At 61.4% G+C, this 19,966-nt stretch carries 22 protein-coding genes; 11 read left to right on the top strand and 11 right to left on the bottom strand.

Going from position 1 to position 19,966, the window contains the following annotated elements:
* Positions 1-63: 63 nt before the first annotated feature.
* Positions 64-1,548, bottom strand: a complete 1,485-nt coding sequence (locus V7M64_RS12815) for a RimK family protein (protein WP_333679556.1) — start codon at positions 1,546-1,548, stop codon at positions 64-66.
* 295 nt (positions 1,549-1,843) lie between these two features.
* Here V7M64_RS12815 and V7M64_RS12810 point away from each other — a divergent pair, with 295 nt between their 5' ends.
* Positions 1,844-2,320 carry a GNAT family N-acetyltransferase gene (locus tag V7M64_RS12810; protein WP_333679555.1) on the top strand — a complete coding sequence of 159 codons (477 nt, stop codon included), beginning with the start codon at positions 1,844-1,846 and terminating at the stop codon, positions 2,318-2,320.
* A gap of 56 nt (positions 2,321-2,376) precedes the next feature.
* Here the strand turns inward: V7M64_RS12810 and V7M64_RS12805 are convergent, their stop codons facing one another.
* Positions 2,377-2,652 carry a hypothetical protein gene (locus V7M64_RS12805; protein WP_333679554.1) on the bottom strand — a complete coding sequence of 92 codons (276 nt, stop codon included), beginning with the start codon at positions 2,650-2,652 and terminating at the stop codon, positions 2,377-2,379.
* A gap of 121 nt (positions 2,653-2,773) precedes the next feature.
* A complete protein-coding gene (locus V7M64_RS12800; RefSeq protein ID WP_333679553.1) occupies positions 2,774-3,463 on the bottom strand; it encodes a hypothetical protein in 690 nt (229 codons plus the stop codon).
* 317 nt (positions 3,464-3,780) lie between these two features.
* On the opposite strand from V7M64_RS12800, the gene V7M64_RS12795 reads away from it, so the two are divergent.
* The 7 genes from V7M64_RS12795 to V7M64_RS12765 all read left to right on the top strand — a co-directional run bounded on the left by V7M64_RS12795 (position 3,781) and on the right by V7M64_RS12765 (position 9,211).
* Positions 3,781-3,978: a lipoprotein gene (locus tag V7M64_RS12795; protein WP_333679552.1), complete on the top strand. Its 198-nt coding sequence runs from the start codon at positions 3,781-3,783 to the stop codon at positions 3,976-3,978.
* 11 nt (positions 3,979-3,989) lie between these two features.
* Positions 3,990-4,826, top strand: a complete 837-nt coding sequence (gene dapF, locus V7M64_RS12790) for a diaminopimelate epimerase (RefSeq protein WP_333679550.1) — start codon at positions 3,990-3,992, stop codon at positions 4,824-4,826.
* A gap of 43 nt (positions 4,827-4,869) precedes the next feature.
* Entirely contained in the window at positions 4,870-5,553 is a 684-nt protein-coding gene (locus V7M64_RS12785) for a DUF484 family protein (RefSeq protein WP_333679548.1), read from the top strand.
* 8 nt (positions 5,554-5,561) lie between these two features.
* The gene (gene xerC, locus V7M64_RS12780; protein ID WP_333679611.1) at positions 5,562-6,449 is read left to right on the top strand and encodes a tyrosine recombinase XerC; all 888 of its coding nucleotides are present in this window, start codon (positions 5,562-5,564) and stop codon (positions 6,447-6,449) included.
* Positions 6,450-6,547: 98 nt separating this feature from the next.
* Complete coding sequence (gene hslV, locus V7M64_RS12775; protein ID WP_333679546.1) at positions 6,548-7,081, top strand: ATP-dependent protease subunit HslV; 534 nt, start codon at positions 6,548-6,550, stop codon at positions 7,079-7,081.
* 75 nt (positions 7,082-7,156) lie between these two features.
* The gene (gene hslU, locus V7M64_RS12770) at positions 7,157-8,497 is read left to right on the top strand and encodes an ATP-dependent protease ATPase subunit HslU (protein ID WP_333679545.1); all 1,341 of its coding nucleotides are present in this window, start codon (positions 7,157-7,159) and stop codon (positions 8,495-8,497) included.
* A 99-nt stretch (positions 8,498-8,596) separates the two neighbouring features.
* Positions 8,597-9,211, top strand: coding sequence for a hypothetical protein (locus tag V7M64_RS12765; RefSeq protein ID WP_333679544.1), 615 nt, complete (start codon positions 8,597-8,599; stop codon positions 9,209-9,211).
* A gap of 44 nt (positions 9,212-9,255) precedes the next feature.
* On the opposite strand, the gene V7M64_RS12760 is transcribed toward V7M64_RS12765, so the two are convergent.
* The gene (locus V7M64_RS12760) at positions 9,256-9,942 is read right to left on the bottom strand and encodes a glutathione binding-like protein (protein ID WP_333679543.1); all 687 of its coding nucleotides are present in this window, start codon (positions 9,940-9,942) and stop codon (positions 9,256-9,258) included.
* 153 nt (positions 9,943-10,095) lie between these two features.
* Here V7M64_RS12760 and V7M64_RS12755 point away from each other — a divergent pair, with 153 nt between their 5' ends.
* From V7M64_RS12755 to V7M64_RS12745, 3 genes are all read left to right on the top strand, one after another.
* Complete coding sequence (locus V7M64_RS12755) at positions 10,096-10,551, top strand: hypothetical protein (protein WP_333679542.1); 456 nt, start codon at positions 10,096-10,098, stop codon at positions 10,549-10,551.
* An 85-nt stretch (positions 10,552-10,636) separates the two neighbouring features.
* Positions 10,637-11,533 (top strand): ribokinase, encoded by an 897-nt coding sequence (rbsK, locus tag V7M64_RS12750; RefSeq protein WP_333679541.1) that lies wholly within the window; start codon positions 10,637-10,639, stop codon positions 11,531-11,533.
* A 416-nt stretch (positions 11,534-11,949) separates the two neighbouring features.
* The gene (locus V7M64_RS12745) at positions 11,950-13,701 is read left to right on the top strand and encodes a ShlB/FhaC/HecB family hemolysin secretion/activation protein (RefSeq protein WP_333679539.1); all 1,752 of its coding nucleotides are present in this window, start codon (positions 11,950-11,952) and stop codon (positions 13,699-13,701) included.
* Between the two features lie 76 nt (positions 13,702-13,777).
* Here the strand turns inward: V7M64_RS12745 and V7M64_RS12740 are convergent, their stop codons facing one another.
* The 7 genes from V7M64_RS12740 to rpmH all read right to left on the bottom strand — a co-directional run.
* Entirely contained in the window at positions 13,778-14,485 is a 708-nt protein-coding gene (locus tag V7M64_RS12740; protein ID WP_333679538.1) for a hypothetical protein, read from the bottom strand.
* 167 nt (positions 14,486-14,652) lie between these two features.
* Positions 14,653-14,961, bottom strand: a complete 309-nt coding sequence (locus V7M64_RS12735) for a hypothetical protein (protein WP_333679536.1) — start codon at positions 14,959-14,961, stop codon at positions 14,653-14,655.
* A gap of 378 nt (positions 14,962-15,339) precedes the next feature.
* The gene (locus tag V7M64_RS12730) at positions 15,340-16,122 is read right to left on the bottom strand and encodes an integrase arm-type DNA-binding domain-containing protein (protein ID WP_333679609.1); all 783 of its coding nucleotides are present in this window, start codon (positions 16,120-16,122) and stop codon (positions 15,340-15,342) included.
* 162 nt (positions 16,123-16,284) lie between these two features.
* Positions 16,285-17,637: a tRNA uridine-5-carboxymethylaminomethyl(34) synthesis GTPase MnmE gene (gene mnmE / locus V7M64_RS12725; RefSeq protein WP_333679534.1), complete on the bottom strand. Its 1,353-nt coding sequence runs from the start codon at positions 17,635-17,637 to the stop codon at positions 16,285-16,287.
* A 51-nt stretch (positions 17,638-17,688) separates the two neighbouring features.
* Positions 17,689-19,380: a membrane protein insertase YidC gene (gene yidC, locus V7M64_RS12720; RefSeq protein WP_333679533.1), complete on the bottom strand. Its 1,692-nt coding sequence runs from the start codon at positions 19,378-19,380 to the stop codon at positions 17,689-17,691.
* Between the two features lie 60 nt (positions 19,381-19,440).
* Entirely contained in the window at positions 19,441-19,821 is a 381-nt protein-coding gene (gene rnpA, locus V7M64_RS12715; protein ID WP_333679531.1) for a ribonuclease P protein component, read from the bottom strand.
* Between the two features lie 12 nt (positions 19,822-19,833).
* Positions 19,834-19,966: 50S ribosomal protein L34 (gene rpmH / locus V7M64_RS12710; RefSeq protein WP_333679608.1), on the bottom strand; the 133-nt coding region annotated here is incomplete at its 5' end.

Genomic DNA, 19,966 nt, shown 5'->3' with positions numbered 1-19,966 from the left:
AATGCGCCAGCGATTCCGGTTCGCCCAGGGAAGGGTGGCCGGAATGGCCCTATGACATATCGCTCAGGCGACGATGCCCATGCGCTTGCGCTCCATGCGGCGCAGGAATTCCTGCATGATGCGCCGATAGAGATCCTCGCCCAGGTACTTGTCTTCCACGCCGGCATCGATGGACGGATTGTCGTTCACTTCGATCACCACGACCTTGTCGCCCACCTGCTTCAAGTCCACGCCGTAGAGGCCGTCGCCGACGGCACTGGTCGCTTTCAGTGCCAGCTTGACGACATCGGCAGGGGCATCGCGCACGGGGATCGTTTCAAAGCCACCGGATTTGTCCGTGCCTTTCGCGCCGTGGTTATAGATCTGCCAGTGACCGCGCGACATGTAGTACTTGCATGCGTATAGCGGCTCACGATTGAGCACGCCCACGCGCCAATCGAAATCGGTGTAGACGAACTCCTGCGCCAGCAACAGCGCGCTGTGCTGGAACAGTTCGCCGGCCGCTTTTTCCAGATGCTGCTCGCTTTCCACCTTGACCACGCCGCGCGAGAACGAGCCATCCGGAATTTTCAGCACCATCGGAAAGCCGAGCTTTTCGGCGACCTCATGCAGGCCCTTGGTGTCGTCGCGATAAAGAATCTCGGTGCGCGGCACGGCAAGCTTGCGCGACACCATCAGATCGTTGAGGAAGATCTTGTTCGTGCAACGCAGGATCGAGCTGGGATCGTCCATCACCACCATGCCTTCGCGTTCGGCGCGGTGCGCGAAGCTATAGGTGTGGTTGTCGCTGGCGGTGGTTTCGCGGATGAACAGGCCGTCGTATTCGGCGAGGCGCTGGTAGTCGTTCTTGCCGATCGGATCGACTTCGATGCCCAGCTCCTTGCCGGCCGCGACGAACGACTTCAACGCCTTCTTGTTCGACGGCGGCATGGCTTCGTTCGGATCGACCAGCATGGCCAGGTCGTAGCGGTATAGCCGCCTTGCGCGAGGCTTGCGCCACAGCTTTTTGGAGAAGCGGTCGAGTTCGGCGGCGAAGGCGTCTTCCTGCGCATCGTCCAGCGTGTGCAGGCCGACCGGCTTCACGGAGGAGATCTGCCACACGCGCTCGCGCTCGAATTCGACCCGCAGCAGCGGGCAGGGGTAGGTTTCGAACACTTGTCGCGCCAGGTCCTGCAGTGCGGGATAAGCCGTTTCCCCGAAGTAGACGAGGATGCCGAAGTCAGTGGTGTCGCGCCCGCCCGCCGGGAGAAAATGCGTGAGCTTGGCGTTGAGATCGTCGATGGCCAGGCCGTAGAGCGAGCGGCGGCGCAGGTCGTTCACCGTGCGCACGGACGGCATCACGCGGTGTCCGCGCGCTTCGGCCAGCAAGGAGACGTAGTAGCCCGTGCCCAGGTACTTGTAGCTGCGGCACAGGTTGATGACGTGCGTGCGCTCTTCATCGCCGCCAACCGGCTCGCGCAGGTAGTCCATGGCGGTGACGACGTCGACGGATGGATAGTAGGAGCCCCAGTCAGAAGCTTTCTCGACGACGATGACGAGTCGGGTCATGACACCTCAAGGAGTCAACAGGTGGAACGTCGTCACGTGGGGAAACGAGGCGGCGCAGCGCAAGGCGGCAGTGTCTTGCAGCTTGGCGTGGCGCACAAGAGCAGGTGGTGAAGCGGGATTAAATGCCCTGGGATTGACCTCGCCAAGCCCTCGGCGCGCTACGTTGGCCAAACGCGTGAACGGCACCCGTGTAGGTCGTCCGTCAGCCATCCAAACAGATGATTTCCTGCCCATACTGCACTAGAGTGCCGCGCTTCCCTGACCCACCCGTTACCGAGCTTCGCGAGTACCACCGATGACACCATCGCCTGCGACCGCCGCCGTGCGGGTGCGCCGCGCCGAACTTTCCGATCTCGATGACCTGGTCGCGCTGGAACAGGCCACGTTCGACAGCGACCAGATCAGCCGTGCGCAATTTCGCCGTCACCTCGACAGCGATTCGGCGCGGGTGCTGGTCGCCAGTGCCAATCGGCGCCGCTTCCTGGGCACCGCGATGGTGTTTTTCCGTAAAGGCAGCCAGGTGGCGCGACTGTATTCGATTGCCAGCCTGCCCGAAGCCCGCGGCAAGGGCGTGGGCACCGCCCTGATCGACGCGGCCGAAGCGGCGGCGCGCCAGCGGCGCTGCCAGTCGCTGCGGCTGGAAGTACGCACGGACAACGACAGTGCGATCCGCCTGTACGAGCGCCTGGGTTACGCCCGCATCGGCCCGGTAAAGAAAGAGTTCTACGAGGACGGTTCGGACGCTTTCGTCTACGAGAAGATACTGGCTTGAAGCAGGCTGACATGAAGCGGGCTCCCACGCGGGAGGCCGCTTCGCATCAGCACCACTTAGCGGTGGTGTTCGTTGGATTCTTCCGCCGCTTTCTTGAGTTCCATGTTGGCCTGATCGAGCAGCGCCTTGGCGCGCGCGGCGTGGCCGCCCAGGTCGAATTCATTGGCTTGCTGCGCATCGGCAACACGCTTGTAGGCCTGATCCACCAGATGCTGGGCGGCTGCCAGGTTTGGATGGCGCCGGCCGCTGACATCGCGCACCGGCTGCTGGGCGGCGGCGGTGGCGAACACGGCAAGACCGCCAATCATGCTGATGAGCGCAATGCGTTTCATGTTTTCTTCCCCTTCGATAGCTGCAGGGCTGGTTGATGGTGGCGGGAATCTACCAGGGCCACATGACAGCGGCCACGAGCGAGTTCTTGCGAGACGTTCTTTCGATCGCGCGTCGAAGAACTCACCCGCCGAGGGGCTGGCCGATGCGTTGCGCCGTGGCATCGTCGGGCCTTGCCACCAGGGCGCCGGTGCGCATCAGGCTTACGCTGTAGTGCCCGCCGTCGACCAGCGGCAGGAAGGCGCCGCTGCCAAACAGCGTGTCCACTTCGGGAAACCAGCGCGGCACCTGTTTCTTCAGGTCGAGCAGGTCGCCCGCACCGGCCTGGCTGAAATCGATCACCGTGCGCGGCGCGGTAGTCTCCTGGCTGGCGTCGTCGTAACGGCCGGAGATGCGGTCGAGCCGGTACAGCGGCGGCAGGCCGGCGAGCATGGCCGGCAGCTTCCACTTCAGCACGATGGCGTCGACCTGAAAGTCGTCGCCGGCGAGCGCGACATTGCGCGTACTGCCATCCGGCCAGGTCAAGGTCAGCGCCCAGCGTTGCGGCGACAGAATGCGGGAGTCGATCTGCACCACCGGCTCTTCCTCGCTCAGGAAACGGTAGCCGCGCAGCGATATGGCCATGCCGGCGAACAAGGCGGCGACGACCAGGCAGATCACCAGCAGCAGCGCATGACCGGTGGCGGCAAGATGACGGCGGTTGCGCACGTGCTGGCGTGCGGCCAGCAACTGTGCCAGGGCGAGCAGCAGGACCACACCCGCGACAATGGCGAGCAGGGTAGCGGGTAGGCGCAGCACTTCGTTCCAGTTCATCGGGGCACTCCAGGAAAGCAACTGCAGGTCCGTTGCAGCGCGCACATCATAACGGCGCGTGCATCCAGGGATGCTCTGATCCATTCCATGCACCCGCCACCACATACCGTGCGGCCCCAACATGTTGAATCAGAACGATGGGGTGACGTCCAGAAGGCCGGCAGGCTGCACCGCGCGGCTTGAACCGACGGCCAAGTCTGCCCTGGCCACGCAAGACACCCTACGGGCCTTCTGGACGTCATGCCGGCAGCATGGAATGGATCAGTGCATCCCTGGGCTTGGCTATACTGCGGGCGATTTCCGAGGGATCCCCACCCATGCGCCGATTGATTCTGCTGCTGCCGACCTGCCTCGCCCTGGTTGCGATCGCCGGCTGCGGCAACAAGGGCCCGCTGTACTACGCCAAGCCCACGCCGCCGCCGCTCCATCAGGCGCACGCACCGGCACCGGCGAGCACCGCCGCCGCGCCGGCCAGCGCCAGCAGCGTCGACACCAAGCCGTTGAGCGGAAGCTGATTGCGCGTGATATGAACTTGCGTTTTTCCAAGATGCACGGGGCCGGCAACGACTTTGCCGTGATCGACAGCCGCGACAGCGCGCTCGCACTGAATCCCGTCACCATCCGCGCGATGGCCGACCGCCACACCGGTATCGGCTTTGATCAATTGCTGAGCGTGGAACCGGCTCGCGATGGCGTGAGCGCTTTCTACTACGGCATTTGGAATGCCGACGGCTCACCGTCGGGCCAATGCGGTAACGGCGTACGCTGCGTGGCGGCATGGCTGCAGCGCGCCGGGGCGCTGGCGGTCGGCAAAACGGTGCAGATCCAAAGCCCTTCCGGTCCAATAGCTGCGCGCGTGGTCGATGCGCAGCGCGTGACCGTGGACATGGGCGAGCCGATCTTCGAGCCGGCGCGGATTCCGTTCCAGGTAGCGCAGGCCGACGAACGCTACGTGCTGGACGTCGACGGCCAGGCGCTGGAGATCGGTGCGGTGTCCATGGGCAATCCGCATGCGGTGATCGTGGTCGACGATCTGCACGCGCCGATACTGGAGCGCCTCGGCCCGGCGATAACCGGCCACGCGCGCTTTCCGGAAGGCGTCAATAGCGGCTTCGTGCAGAAGCTGAGTCCCAAGCACCTGCGCCTGCGCGTGCACGAGCGCGGCTCCGGCTGGACGCTCGCCTGCGGCACCGGTGCGTGCGCGGCGATGGCCGTGCTGCGGCACCGCCATGAAGTCGATGCACAGGTACAGGTCGATCTTCCCGGCGGCACGCTGCAGATCGATTGGGCCGGCCCCGGCGAACGGCTGTGGATGACCGGACCTGCAACCTTCGTCTATGAAGGCGAGTGGCTGGACGATTGATGTTGCTGCACACTCCAACCCAGGGTTCAGAGAGGCTCCTTGCATGACCAACGCCCTGCTCGAAGAAACCATCAAGGCCGGCGACGTGGCCGCATACTTGCGGCGACATCCCGGCTTCCTCAGCGACTACCCGGAACTGGCCACGCTGCTCACCCTTCCGCGCGAGCAAGGCGCGGTGGCGTCGCTGGCGGCCTACCAACTGCAGGCCTTGCGCGACAAGAACAGCGAACTGGAACGCAAATTCGCCGAGCTCACGACCATCGCCGCCGAAAACGAGCGCCTGATGCAGCGCGTGCACGACCTCAACGTGGCCGTGCTGCGCGCCAATACGCCGGAAGTGGCGGCACGCAGCGTGGTGGCCAGGCTCTCGGAAGATTTCGGCACCGACCACACGCGCCTGGTGCTGTTCGGCACGTTCACGCTGCCGCCGGCGGACTGGTTGGTGCTGGAACCGGAAGGCCGCGGCGCATTGCCCGAGTTCGCCGATTTCCTGGGTCATCACGAACCGGTCTCCGGACGTTTGTCGGCCGATCGCCTGCAGCGGTTGTTCGGCGCCCAGGCAGCACAGATCAAGTCGGCAGCGCTGATGCCGTTGGGCGAGCTGGGATTGCTGGCCCTGGGCAGCAAGGACCCTGATCACTTCCAGCCGGGCATGGGCACGGTGTTCCTGAAGATGATCGCCTCGACGGTCACCGCGGCGCTGGCACGGATCCAGGACGGCGCTTGAGCAGATCGATGGACGCCCAGCCACAGGTCGAGGCATGGCTCGCACGGCTGGGCGGCGAACGCAAAGCGTCACCGCATACGATCGAAGGTTATCGGCGCGATCTGGACAAGCTGCTGCGCTACATGCAGAAGCTGCAGATCACCGCATTCGAACACTTGCAGCCGCACCACATGCGCGCCTTCGTCGCGGCGGAGCATCGCGGCGGCCTGGCGCCGAAGAGTCTGCAGCGCCTGCTTTCTTCTTGCCGCAGCCTGTTTCGCCAACTCACGCGCGAGGGCTTGCTGGCGCACGACCCGCTGGCCGGGGTGCGCGGCCCGAAAGTCCACCGCAAACTGCCGCAGGTGCTGGACGTGGATGAAGCCGCCGCGCTGGTCGAAGGCGATGGCAACGACGACGCACTCGGCGTGCGCGATCGCGCGATGCTGGAATTGTTCTATTCCTCCGGCCTGCGCCTTTCCGAATTGACCGGCTTGCGCTGGCTGGACCTGGATCTCGATGCCGGCGAAGTGCGTGTGCTCGGCAAGGGCAGCAAGACACGCATCGTGCCGGTAGGCCGGCATGCCATCGCCGCGTTGCGTGCACTGGGCAACGCGGAAGGTCGCACGGCGGATTCGCCGGTATTTCGCGGCCGCCAAGGCGCGCCGATCAGTCCGCGCACGGTGCAGGCACGCATGAAAACACTTGCCATGCGCCAGGGCTTCGCCAAGCACGTGCATCCGCATTTGTTGCGGCATACCTTCGCCAGCCACATGCTGGAATCGTCGGGTGATCTGCGTGCCGTGCAGGAATTGCTCGGCCATGCGGATATCGCCACCACGCAGATCTACACGCATCTGGATTTCCAGCACCTTGCCAAGGTGTACGACGCGGCGCATCCGCGGGCGCGCCGGAAGTAACCTCGCCGATCGGCAGCCCCTTCAGCCGCGTGCCAAGCGGCTTGGATTCCAGCAACGCGGCCCCACCTCTGGCCAATTCACTGTTTACGGAGTCCTCCATGGAATCCTTCCACGCCACCACCATCGTTTCGGTGCGCAGGAACGGCCGCGTCGTGATCGGCGGTGACGGCCAGGTCACGCTGGGCAATACCGTGATGAAAGCCCATGCCCGCAAGATCCGCCGCCTGGGCAAGGGCGACGTACTGGCCGGCTTTGCCGGTGCGACCGCCGATGCCTTCACCCTGTTCGAACTGTTTGAGCAGAAGCTCGACAAGCACAGCGGCAATCTCACCCGCGCTGCCGTCGAGATGGCCAAGGAATGGCGTACCGATCGCCGCCTGGGCCGGCTCGAAGCCATGCTCGCTGTGGCCGACAAAGAGGCTTCGCTGCTGATTTCCGGCAACGGCGACGTGCTGGAACCGGAGCATGGCCTGATCGCGATCGGCTCCGGTGGCCCCTATGCGCAATCCGCCGCGCTCGCCTTGATGGAGAACACCGATCTAGATGCACGCGCCATCGTGGAACGTGCGTTGAAGATCGCTGGCGACATCTGCATCTATACCAATCACAACACCACGATCGAAGAACTTTGATGGAGTCGCAGGAACGCCGTTTTCATATCGCCGCGTTCCCTGTTCCCTGATCCCGCTTTTTTGGATTTAAAGCCCATGTCCGAACTCACTCCCCGTGAAATCGTCAACGAACTCGACCGCTACATCATCGGCCAGCACGACGCCAAGCGCGCCGTGGCCATCGCGCTGCGCAACCGCTGGCGCCGCATGCAGCTGGAACCGGCACTGCGCGAGGAAGTGACGCCGAAAAACATCCTGATGATCGGACCCACCGGCGTGGGCAAGACCGAAATCGCGCGCCGCCTGGCGACGCTGGCCAATGCACCGTTCGTGAAAGTGGAAGCGACCAAATTCACCGAGGTGGGGTATGTCGGCAAGGACGTGGAATCGATCGTGCGCGACCTCGCCGACGTTTCCTACAAGCTCACCCGCGAGCAGGCGATGAAGCGCGTGCGTTCGCAAGCGGAAGACCGCGCCGAGGATCGCCTGCTGGATGCCCTGCTGCCGCGTCGCATGTCGCCGACTGACTGGAGCCATGATCCCGAACCGGCTTCTTCTTTGGAAAGCGATACGCGCCAGAAGCTGCGCAAGCAACTGCGCGAAGGCGCACTCGACGATCGCGAGATCGAGCTGGACGTCGCCATGAACGTAGGCGTGGAGATCATGTCGCCGCCGGGCATGGAGGAGATGGGTCAGCAGTTGCGCCAGATGTTCCAGAACCTGGGCGGCGCGCGCACGCAGAAGCGCAAGCTGGCGATCAAGGCGGCGCGTCCGCTGCTGGTCGAGGAAGAGGCGGCCAAGCTGCTCAACGACGAGGAAATTCGCGCCCAGGCGGTAGACGCAGCCGAGCAAAACGGCATCGTGTTCATCGACGAAATCGACAAGGTGGCACAGCGCTCGGAGTGGGGCGGCGCGGGAGTGAGCCGCGAAGGCGTGCAGCGCGACCTGCTGCCGTTGGTGGAAGGTTCGACCGTGTCCACCAAATACGGCCCGATCAAGACCGACCACATGCTGTTCATTGCCTCCGGCGCGTTCTCGCTGGCCAAGCCATCGGACCTGATTCCGGAATTGCAGGGACGCCTGCCGATCCGCGTGGAGCTGTCCGCACTCTCGGTGGATGACTTCAAGCGCATCCTGCGCGAGCCGCACAACGCGCTGACCAAGCAGTACGTGGCGCTGCTGGGGACCGAAGGGGTCACCGTCGGCTTCCAGGACTCCGGCATCGACCGCCTGGCCGAGGTGGCCTATCAGGTGAACGAGCGTACCGAGAACATCGGTGCCCGCCGCCTGCATACGGTGATGGAGCGCCTGCTGGAACGGATCTCCTACGAAGCTGCGGACAAATCCGGCGAAAATTACATCATTGACGCCGAATATGTGGATAAAAACCTCGGCAGCCTGGTCAAGGACGAGGACCTGAGCCGATACATCCTCTGAGTCGCGGCCGTTCGCGTAACACTTTGTTTTTATTACAACCATATGGTCCTTAGCACGCTGTAAACAAGCGGCCGGACCCCCTCTGGTAAAATTCTCGCCATGGGTACGATCATTGAACTGAAGGCCACCGGCTCGCGTGCGCAACTCCGCGAAGCGCAGCAGAAACAGCAGCTGGTGCGTCTATGGCGCGGGGAATTGGAACACGGCAGCTTCTGCGGCTATGTCGGCAGCGTGGGCCGTGAATTTTTTCTGCTCTGGGTCGTGGGTGATGGCATCACCTACGACGGCATGTACGTGATGCGTCATCGCGACATCACCGAACTGGAAGCACCGGACAAGCACAATGACTTCATGCAGAAGGCACTCGTGCTGAAGAACCTAATGCCGCGCCTACCGCGTAGCTTCCCACTGGACAATATCCGCGAGGTGGTGCAAGCCGCCAGCACGATGGCACCGGTGATCGGCGTGCACGTGGATAGCGAAGACGAATCGGAAGTCTGCTACATCGGCCACCTGATCAGCGTCGAGGAAGACGGCTTCAACATGCAGGAAATCACCCCCGACGCGGAGTGGCTGCGTGAACCCTCCTTCTTCTCATGGGACGAAGTTTCCACGGTGACGATGGAAGACGGTTACGCGCAATCCCTGCTGGCGGTAGCCGGCGCGCCACCGCCGTTGCTGCAAGGCGATTCCGGCGTGGGCCGGGCCCAGTAAGCCGTAAGTACAAGAGCAGCCCGCCACATGGCGGGCTCTTTTTTTCACCGTCCGAACAGATGCCGGCGCGCTTCTTCGTCCGTGCGCAAATCCGTCCTGCCCGAGATGGTGTCGGCAATTGCATAGGCGCGTCGCGTGGCATCCCGATTACGGATACGCTCGAACCAGCGCTGCAGATGCGGAAAATCCTCCAGCTTCATACCCTGGTTTTCGTGCGGCACGATCCATGGATATGCCGCCATGTCAGCGATGGTGTAGTCATCGCCGGCAATGAAATCCCGCCCGTCCAGCCGCTTGTCCAGCACGCCGTACAGCCGGCGCGTTTCACGCACATAGCGATCGATCGCATATGGAATCTTTTCCGGTGCATAGCGGTTGAAGTGATGGTTCTGCCCGAGCATGGGCCCAAGACCGCCCACTTGCCAGAACAGCCATTCCAGCGCGATGAACCGGCCGCGCAGATCGCCGGGCAGGAAACGCCCGGTCTTTTCCGCCAGGTACTGCAGGATCGCGCCTGATTCAAACACGCTGACTGGTTCGCCGCCGCCGGCAGGTTCCGTATCGACGATGGCCGGCATGCGATTGTTGGGAGAAATCTTGAGGAAGGCCGGTTCGAATTGCTCGCCCTTGCCGATGTTCACCGGCTTGACGGTGTAGGGCAACCCGGTTTCCTCCAGGAACAGCGTGATCTTGTGACCATTGGGCGTGGGCCAGTAATGAAGTTCGATCATGGTCGACTCTCGGGCGGAAAGTCCCAGCGTCGGGGCCGCGATACAGGCTTTCAAGGTGACGGAGCCTGGGCAGGTAAACGCGACAGGCACTTCATCGTTCTTACCTTGCCGGCCATCGACCGATGGCCTCACCCGACGAATTCGGAGAAACCCATGAACAGGTTCGCTTTGCGTTTCGCTCTGCTCGGCTTCGCGCTTGGGGTCGTGAGCTTTGTTCCCGTTACGTTTGCGCAAGACAGCAACGCACCCGATTCGAGCAACGTTCCGGCTCAACAACATCGTATGCCCGATCCGCAAAAGCAGGCCTCTCGCCTCGCCAGGAGGCTGGGGCTGAGTGACGACCAGGCATCCAGGCTGGCTACGATTCTGCAGGATCGCCAACAACAGCTCAGCGCCGTACGCAGCGACAGCTCGCTGGCCCCGCAAGATCGCCGCGCCAAACTGCGCTCGATCCAGCAAGCTGCCGATACGCAGATCGATGGCGTGCTCACGCCCGAACAGCAGAAGCAGTATGCAGCCCTGAAGCAGAACATGAGAGATCGCCGCCAAGCCGCCGGTGGCGCGTCGGCCTCCGGGATGGACAGCGGGTCGGACAACGACAGCCACTGATCGGGCGGGCTTGGCTACCGAGCTACCCTCACCACCGCTCAACGTTTACGCTCGCACATGGGACTCAGCATCTTGCGAGCGCTTCATGACCCGCATCGTCGTCGTCGGCAGTATCAATATGGATCTGGTTACCGTGGCGCCGCGTTTTCCGGCGCCCGGCGAAACGCTGATGGGTGAGCGCTTTCTCTCCGTACACGGCGGCAAGGGCGCCAACCAGGCCGTGGCTGCCGCTCGGCTCGGCGCGCAGGTTCATATGGTCGGCGCCGTAGGCGACGATGCTTTCGCGGGGCCTTTGTGCGAAGGCTTGGCAAGCGAGGGCATCGACCTGGCGCACGTTGCACGCATGGAAAACTGCTCCAGCGGTACGGCATCCATCACCGTGGCCGGCGGCGAAAACGAGATCGTCGTGGTACCAGGAGCGAACGCGCGATTGATGCCTTCGCACGTCGCCAAGGCGCAAGCCATCATCGCCAGCGCGGATGCCGTGCTGGTGCAAATGGAAATTCCGCTGGAAACGGTCGAAGCGACGTTACGCGTGGCTCACTCGCAACATGTGCCCGTGATTCTCAATCCCGCACCGGCGCAGCGTTTGCCGACGGAATGGCTGCAGCTTGCCCGCTACATCACACCGAATCAGCACGAGCTGGCCACCTTGCTTGGCGCCGATCCCACCGAAGACTTCCGCGAGCTGATGCGCCACGCACCGTGTCCGGTCGTACTGACACGCGGTGCGGACGGCGCGTGGTTTCGCGAACAAGACGAACCTCGACACCAGCGCGGATTCGACGTGGAAGCCGTGGACACGACCGGCGCGGGCGACACCTTCAATGCGGCGCTTACCGTATTTCTGCCCGAAGGCCTGCCGGTAGCCGTGCGCAAGGCATGTGCCGCGGCGGCGCTGTCCGTCACGCGCCTTGGAGCACGTACCGGCATGCCGCATCGTGCTGAGGTCAATGCCTTGCTCGTGAATCACGGCTGCTGACGGTCATCCTCATCAGCCAAGTCCGAATTTGCGGACTTCCAAATGATTGACGGCATGTCACGTTCCATTTGTAAGTGGCCGTGCGTCAACACCGGTTCTTCGCCAAGCGCTGGTTTTTAGCGGACTTCCTCGAAAGGAATAGCTTGGCGGCCGTTATCGGGCACGCAGGTGACCGCGAAAAAGCGCTGTTCAAATCGGGACAAGTCCGATTTAAAGACGAATGCATTGTGCGTAGCATTTCATGTTTGTTCGCCTGAAGTCTTCAGGCCATTGCGTAGCTGCACGGTGTTGTTGCGACGCACAGCGCGCAGGACATGCATTCCCATATGTCCGGACACCACGTCATTCACGGCACGGAGCCCCGATCAATGCGCACAACGGCAAGGTGCCTACCTGGTCGACTGCATCACCTCGGCTTGGGATTCACGAGCCTGGTGGGCGTGGTTTTCTTTCCCTGCGCGCAGACCGTCCACGCGCAGAATACGTCCATACCAGGCACTTCTTCAGGCCGCCTGCTGCAGCAGAACCAAAGTCTGTTGGCACCTGCACCGGCGAACAAATCTTCCGATGGCAGCGAAGATGGTGGACAGACGACATGGCAGGGCGATCGCACGCCATCGCAGACGCAGTCGTACGTAAACGTGCGGCGGTTCGTGCTTGACCAAACCTTGCCGGAACCGGCTTCCACCCATGTGCGTCAACTGTTTTCACAAGTAGAAGGGCGGCGGTTGAGTTTTTCCGAGGTCGCGCGTGTGCGCGCGGCGCTCAATACGGTGCTTCGCACCGATATGGACGTACTTACCTACGCCGTCTTGCCGCCACAGGAAGTGGATGACGGTACGGTGCGTTTTGAAATTCATCACGGCCGTATCGAGAAGGTTTTGCTGAAGAACGATTCGCTCGTTTCCGACGCGACACTGACTCGCTTTCTTCCCGCCACCAGGCCCGATGCCGCGGGCGAGGCGCCCAGCCTGTCCGACGTCGAGCACACGCTACGGCGGATGACTGCGTTGCCCGGTGTCGCCCGAGTGCAATCCGCATTGGCACCCGGGCAGTCCATCGGCACCACGGACGTCACGTTGCAGGCGACGGCGGATGCTCGCGTCAATGGTGTCCTCGTTGCGGACAACTCCGGTTCGGCCACCGCAGGCCGCAATCGTGTCGGCGCGCAGCTCTTCGTCAACAGTCCGCTGGGCTTCGGCGACCAGTTTCAAAGCTTGTTGTTCTATGCACCGCCCAAGGGACAGGCCCGTGCGAGCTCGGGCGGCGATACGGCGATCGGCCAGCTGACCTATGACGTGCCGCTCGGCTACACCGGCATGCGCGGAGGCGCGGCGTATGCCCAGGTTCACTACCGGCAGGGCGGACCGAACCGGCAACTGTTCGAAGCCAATGGCACTGCCGAAGTGGCGGGCGTCTACCTCAGCAAGCCGTTGATCGATCACGATGGCGCCCAGTTGGCCGTCGGCGCAACGATCGACTACAAGCGCTTGCGGGATGGATTCTTCGAGGTGGATTCCAAGCGCCACTCGATCGTGAGCGGCGTCAAGGCCTCCGGGTACCGGCAAGCCGTGCTTGCGGGAAAACCCAACGCCGTGCAGTTCGATGCCTCTGTGCAAACCGGATACCTCACCCAGGCAAAGCTTGGGCTGTTCGATTCGGAAGACTTTCCGACCGCTGGACATTTCAGCAAGTTCAACGGCAATGTCCTGTATGCGCAAGGGCTCCCTGCCGGATTCACGGCGTCGGTGAAAGGCAGTGCGCAACTGGCAAGCCGTCATCTCGATGGATCGGAGCAGATGTCGCTAAGCGGCTTGCAAGCTGTGCGCGGATACGGTCCCGAGTTACTGAGCGTGGATCGAGGCGCCGTAGTGCAAGCCAGCCTCTCGCGATCGATCGATCCGGTTCCTGGACTGTCCGCCAGCGTGTTCTACGACCACGGACGCGGACAAATCAACAAGCAGCAAGCGCTCGGTGGCGTCGCCAATACGTTTACGGTGCGCGCGGCTGGCGTGGGCCTTGGCTATCAGTCCAAGCGAAAAGTGACGGTGAACGTGACGTGGGCCAAGCGCATCGGCGTCATGCCGGAAGGACAGCCGGTGTCGCCGGGCAGCCAGGTTTGGATATTGCCCGTTCAAGCGTCGACATGTACTCCACTCCCAGTCTAGTTCTGCATATCGCCGGATGTCCGCTATGGATCGACATCGGACCATTCGACTTTTACTGCCAAATATGGATGAAAAACTATCCCTGCAATATACGCACGCACTGCGCCCTTTCTCTTATCACTGATTGCATCCAAGGAAGCTTCTCTACTTCCAATGGCGTGCTCTTATGCAGTTCTTGCCGCTGCGCCTCCGTCATATGGGAGAACATCGCCTCGGTATTGCACTGGCAAAACGTCAAGCCACGATCGAAATCTCTCAAACCTCTGTTTGAATAGGCCTTCATACAACCTACAGTTGCATCGGATTTATCTTGATCCAGTGCCATCCGCGGACTCGGAGAGTAGGTCGCGATCAGAAATGCGTAAGCCCGTGGCGTTTGATTCTTGACGTAGCTTCTTCCCGAAAAAACATCCGTGGCAGACTGAATGCATGTATTTCTATCTAACTGCACGGCCAACGCATAAGCTGCGATAGCATTTTTTACAATGACGTCGCCTCCCCGAATCGCTAAGTCGCTCACAACCATTTTCTGGCGGATATTTTGCGCCGCAACAACCATCTCTCTGTTGTCACCTTGCCACATAAAAGCCGCCATCCGGTATATGAATGACTGACTCGGATTCGCACGAGCGCACGTATCCATGTCTGCGTCGATAATCTTGGCCGCTGCGAGAACCATCGATGCAGCCTGCTCAAGATTGTCAGCATCCGCAATGGTGGCGGCATTTGCATTGTGGGTCGCGCATATAAGTATCGCGACTACTAGCGCTCCTAAAATTCTCATTTCGCCCCTTTTTTGACACTCTTCCGTATGGTGGTGGTCCGATTCTGCTCAAGCCACCGTAAATGAAATCTTCCACTATTCGCTGGAAATCTTCATTATGTCCGCAAATCTTCTTTGTTTTCGGAGTTCGCCTCGGATCAGAAGCAGGCATGTGAATTTGCGATCATCTAGATCTTTCGAAGCTTCGGAATACCTGGCCCGCTCCAGAAGATCCCACTGATCAAACCTGAAACCAAACCTTCCTCGCGCATTAACTGAAAAACCGCGGCTGGCGTCCAACCAGGTCCAGCGTCGAGGAATGGCACCTCTAACGATTGCAACCAGGTGAGCAGCGCCGCGAGTTCGGACCAGTCGCGGAAGGGTACGACCGCTACCTCGTCAATAACCGTCCCAGGTAGCTCCAACGCCTTTCGAAGGCTCGGAGATTCGCACTGAACAATTATTTCGTCGGACCGAATATCCTTCACGTAATCCATTAACCCCCCTGTTTCTGCCTTCGCACAATGTCCGCTCAGGTCAAAAGCAGATACTTCCAATCACATACCGAACATTACTGTTCTGTGCCATCGGCATCATATACCCGCCCCAAACACAGGTCATAGAGCCCTGTTGGATCTTCATCTGCGATGGGAATGGAGGGGCAACTTCCGACAACCGATTTCTCCGGTTGTGGTATTGCCTGCTTCCAAACGACCGCCCGCCGATCAGCAAGCACAACCCAATAGATCGGCTGCTTTCCCTCCTCGACCAACACCGCCCCATCCATCAACGCCGGCCGGCTTCGGAATCCAATCCTTAACTGTCCGCTCTGGGTGGAAGCGGACGTTGGTGATTGGTAAGCATTTCAAAGGTTTTTAGAAAAGCACGCGCTGCGATGCATCAAAAAGTGCGGCACCCGGTATGGATCTCAGGAAATCGAGAATCCAGAGAATGTGATTGGTGTATTGGCGGTCGTCGTCTTCATTAAAGACTACCCGAAGCTCCTCTGGTTTTAGGATGCGTTCGCGTGATCCGGCAGGTGCAATGTGCCGTGGATTAATGCTCGATGCCGGGTTGAGGCTGACATCACCTCGACTTATTGCGTAGTCAAAGACTCGCTTCACTACGCTTTGAACTCTGCGTGCTGCTTGGCCATGCCCTCTCGCGCGCGCAGTTTCGATACATTTCCAGATCGCCGATCGATCAATATCAGCGGGTGCCAGTTTACCGAGTACAGGCAGGATGTCCCTTGTAATGTAAGTCTCGTCCTGACGCGCATTCTTGTTGGCGGGACGAAGATCATCACGAATCCAATCCACTGCTAGTGACTCAAACGTTCTGGCAGTTGAACTGCCTGCTATCAACTGCCTTTTTTGTGCCGCCGGCGATATTCCGCGTTGTACCGCCGAAACCATCTCGCGATACCGTTCTCTCGCCATGGTCAAACTCATCCCCGGGTAGTTACCTATCGTTGCTTTCTCCCGCTTTCCGTTGAGCTTGTATCGGTAGCGAAACGAGAGAGTTCTCGAAGGCAAAACTTCGACCATAAACCCTTGGAAGCGGTTATCCGTCTCGTAGCATGTGTATCGGCTTTCACGCGGTTTGAGGCTCTTTAGAAATGTGTCTGAAAAGCTGCGTTTCGCTACGACTGGGACCACCAAGTTGATTTTTTCAAGCCTACCATCTTAGTGGTCCCATTGGTGGTCCCAAGTTTGGGCGGCTTCGACTGGAAGCTAGTGGACGTCACTGGACAATGAAATGGCTTAGTAGCGCGATTTACTTCGCATCAGACACACCCGTGGATGTCCTCGGACTTCTCGCTACTTGCCGATGCAGAACGAACTGAAAATGGCCCCTAGCAAATCATCGCTGGTGTAGCCGCCGGTGATTTCAGCTAGCGCGTGTTGCCCCTGTCGTAATTCCTCGGCCGCAAGTTCGCCGGAGCGGGTAGCAGCGAGCACATGCGCTGCGCGATCCAGGTGATCGGATACGCATTGAAGCGCCAGCACGTGTCGACGGCGTGCACTGAACGCGCCTTCGCCGCCGCCGGCACCGGCCAACTGCTTCAGGTATTCGCGCAATGCGTCGAGACCTTCGCCGGTTTTTACCGACAGCCGTAGGCTGGGCACGCCATGGTGCATGCCTGCAAGCGGCGGTTCGCCGTCAAGGTCGATCTTGTTGATGACGCGTAGGCGTTCGATGTTGGAAGGAAGATCGCGCAACCATGCAAGGTCGGCATCTGCGTGCTGCGCCTCGGTGACCAGCAGCACGACGTCGGCACGTTCGCGTTCGCTGTGCGCGCGGCGCACGCCTTCGCGCTCCACGGGATCGTGCGTGTCACGTAGACCGGCGGTATCGGCCAGCTCCAATACAATGCCGTCCAGCGAGATGTTTTCGCGCAGTACGTCGCGCGTGGTGCCTGCGATGTCGGTGACGATGGCACGTTCGCTGCCGGCAAGCGCATTGAGCAAGCTCGATTTGCCGGCGTTCGGGCGGCCGACGATCGCGACACGCAGGCCGTCAGTGAGACGCACGCCGCGTTGCGCTTCGCGCAGCAATTCGGCGAGTTGCGCACGTAGCGATTGCAGTTTCTGCGTGATGGCGGGATCGGCGAGAAAATCGATTTCTTCCTCCGGAAAATCGATCGCAGCCTCGATGTGCACGCGTAGTGCGATCAGCGCTTGCAGCAAAGCATCCACTTTGCGCGAGAACACGCCTTCCATCGATTGCAGTGCTGCGCGTGCGCCGGCTTGCGAACGTGCGGCGATCAGATCCGCAACGGCTTCCGCTTGCGCAAGATCGAGCTTGCCGTTGAGGAACGCGCGCTCGGTGAATTCGCCCGGGCGCGCGAGACGGGCGCCGAGTTCGCATACGCGGCGAAGCAGCATATCGAGCAGCACCGAACTGCCGTGGCCTTGCAGTTCGAGCACGTGTTCGCCGGTGTAGGAAGCGGGAGCAGGGAAGTACAGCAGCAGACCGCGATCGATCAACTCGCCGTCTGCGGTGCCGAACGCAGCGAAATGCGCATGGCGAGGGGAAGGCGTACGACTCAGCAGGGTTTGCGCGATGAAGGGCGCACGAGGACCGGATACGCGCACGATGCCAACGCCCGCCGCGCCGGGTGCGCTGGCGATGGCGGCGATGGTGTCGTCATGGAGAGCTTGTGCGGTCATGTACCTCAGCATAAACGCAGAGGGCGGCCTACGGCCGCCCTCGTGAAGTTCTTATGCCGCCGCTTTCGCTGGCACCGCATCGGTTCGACGCATCACCCACCACTGCTGCAGCAGACGGCACAGGCCGTTGACCACGTAATAGAGCACCAGGCCCGACGGGAAGAACAGGAAGATCACCGCGAACATCAGCGGCATGAACTTCATCATCTTCTGTTGCGTGGGGTCCATGCCCGGCTGCACCGGCATCAGCCACTGCTGCGCCAGCATCACGATGGTGTACAGGATCGGCAGCACGAAGTACGGGTCGGCCGCCGACAGGTCGTGAATCCAGCCGAAGAATGGCGCCTGGCGCAGTTCCACGCTATCGCGCAGCACGTAGTAGAGGCCGTAGAAGATCGGGATGGTGACCAGCAACGGGAAGCAACCGGCCGCCGGGTTCACCTTCTCCTTTTTGTACAACTCCATCATCGCCTGCTGCATCTTCTGGCGATCATCGCCGTAGCGCTCCTTCAGCGCATCGATGCGTGGCTTGAGCTTGCGCATCTTGTTGGCCGATTCGAACTGCGCGTTGCTCAGCTTGAAAGTGGCCAGGTTGATCAGCAGCACCAGCAGAACGATGGAAACGCCCCAATTGCCGGTGAGCTTGTCGAGCTGCGCGAGGATCCAATGCAAAGGCTCGGCAAAGATTTTCAACATGCCGTAGTCGATGGTGAGGTCCAGCCCAGGAGCGATCGCGCCAAGCTGCGAGGGCAGTTTGGGGCCGACGTAGAGCTGCGCGGTGTTGTCCGCATGCTGGCCGGGCGCCACGCTGATTTGCGGGCTCACGCTGCGGATGACGTAGCGCGGCTTGCCGTCGGTCTCGTTCACCACGGCGGTGGAGAAGGTGTTGGCTTCCTTTGCCGGCGGAATCCAGGCGCCGAGGAAGTACTGCTGCATCATCGCGACCCAGCCGCCAGTGACCTGGTTCTTGTCCAGCGGCTCCTTTTCGAACTTGTCGAAAGCAAGCTTGTTGAATTTCTGGTCCGGGCTGTACCACACAGCGCCGAAAAAGCCGTAGCGTGACTGGTCGGAAATGCGTTGCAGGAAGTTGCTATACACCGGCGCAGGGCGATCGACGCGCTGCAGCTGGTGATACGCATTGCCGTCCCAGGACTTGCCGCTGCCGTTGTCGATCTGCTGATCGAGGTCGATGACGTAGCTGCCGCGATGCAACGTGTAGCGCTTGAGCACCTTGACGCCGGAAGGATCGGTCCAGGTGAGGTCGACATTCAACGTGTCCTGGCCGGACGCAAGCTGATAGCTGCTCTGCGTCGCCTGGAAGAGCGCGCGATGGTCCGGTGCGGCGCCGTCGGCGCTGACCAGACCGCTTTGCGCAGCGAAGTAGTCGCTGGCACTGTCATCGAGCAGGTGGATCGGTGACGGGTTGGGATCGTGCTTTGTGCGTGGCGTGACCGGGTATTCCAGCAATTCCGAACGCACGATGCTGCCGCCGCGCGTATCGATGGTCAGGCGCAGCACGTCGGTGGTGACGGTGACAAGCTGGCCCGTGCCTTCGCCCGCATTGCCGCTCGAAATCGACGGCAGAGCGCCCGGTACATTGCTGCCACCGTTGGCACCACTACTACTGTTCGATGCGGCAACCGGTGTGGGCGGATGCGGGCCGTAATCCTGTTCCCACTGCTGGAACAACAGGTAGGCCACAGCCAGCAAGGCAAAGAGAAGGAAGGTGCGCGTTTGGTTCATCGCGTAGCGATCCGGAAGAGGCCCCGCCATGGCGGGCCAGGGGGACAAGAAAGAGGGAGATCAGCACGCCATTGTGGAGGTGTCGCCCTCGCGCTTCAACGGCGGCAATTTGCGCCAGAGGGCATCGAGCTCGGCCAGCAGCACGGAACCAGGCAGTGTGCAGGCTTGTTCGCGCGCCATCACCATCAGATCCACCGGTGGCAGCGCGTGGCGGGCGCGGCGAAATGACTCGCGTACCAGCCGCTTGATGCGATTGCGATCGACGGCGCGCTTGGAAACACGCTTGGAAATGGCGAGGCCCAACCGGGCGTGCCCCACTTCGTTCTGGCGATAGCGCACAGAAAAACAGCGGCCGCCGAAGCGACCGCTGGCTTGACGCAAGACTGCAAAGTCACCGGCTCGGCGAATCCGCGCCTCGCGCGGCAGGCCGGCGGTGCCCATCAGTGCGATCGCTTACGGGATCAGGCGCTTACGGCCCTTGGCACGGCGGGCATTGAGTATCTTGCGACCATCGGCCGTGGCCATACGAGCACGAAAGCCGTGCGTGCGGGCGCGCTTGAGCTTGCTGGGCTGGAAGGTCCGCTTC

Source organism: Dyella sp., from assembly GCF_036746095.1.
In the GTDB taxonomy this organism is placed as follows: Bacteria; Pseudomonadota; Gammaproteobacteria; order Xanthomonadales; family Rhodanobacteraceae; genus Dyella_B.
This window is presented reverse-complemented; position numbering and strand designations above follow the sequence as displayed.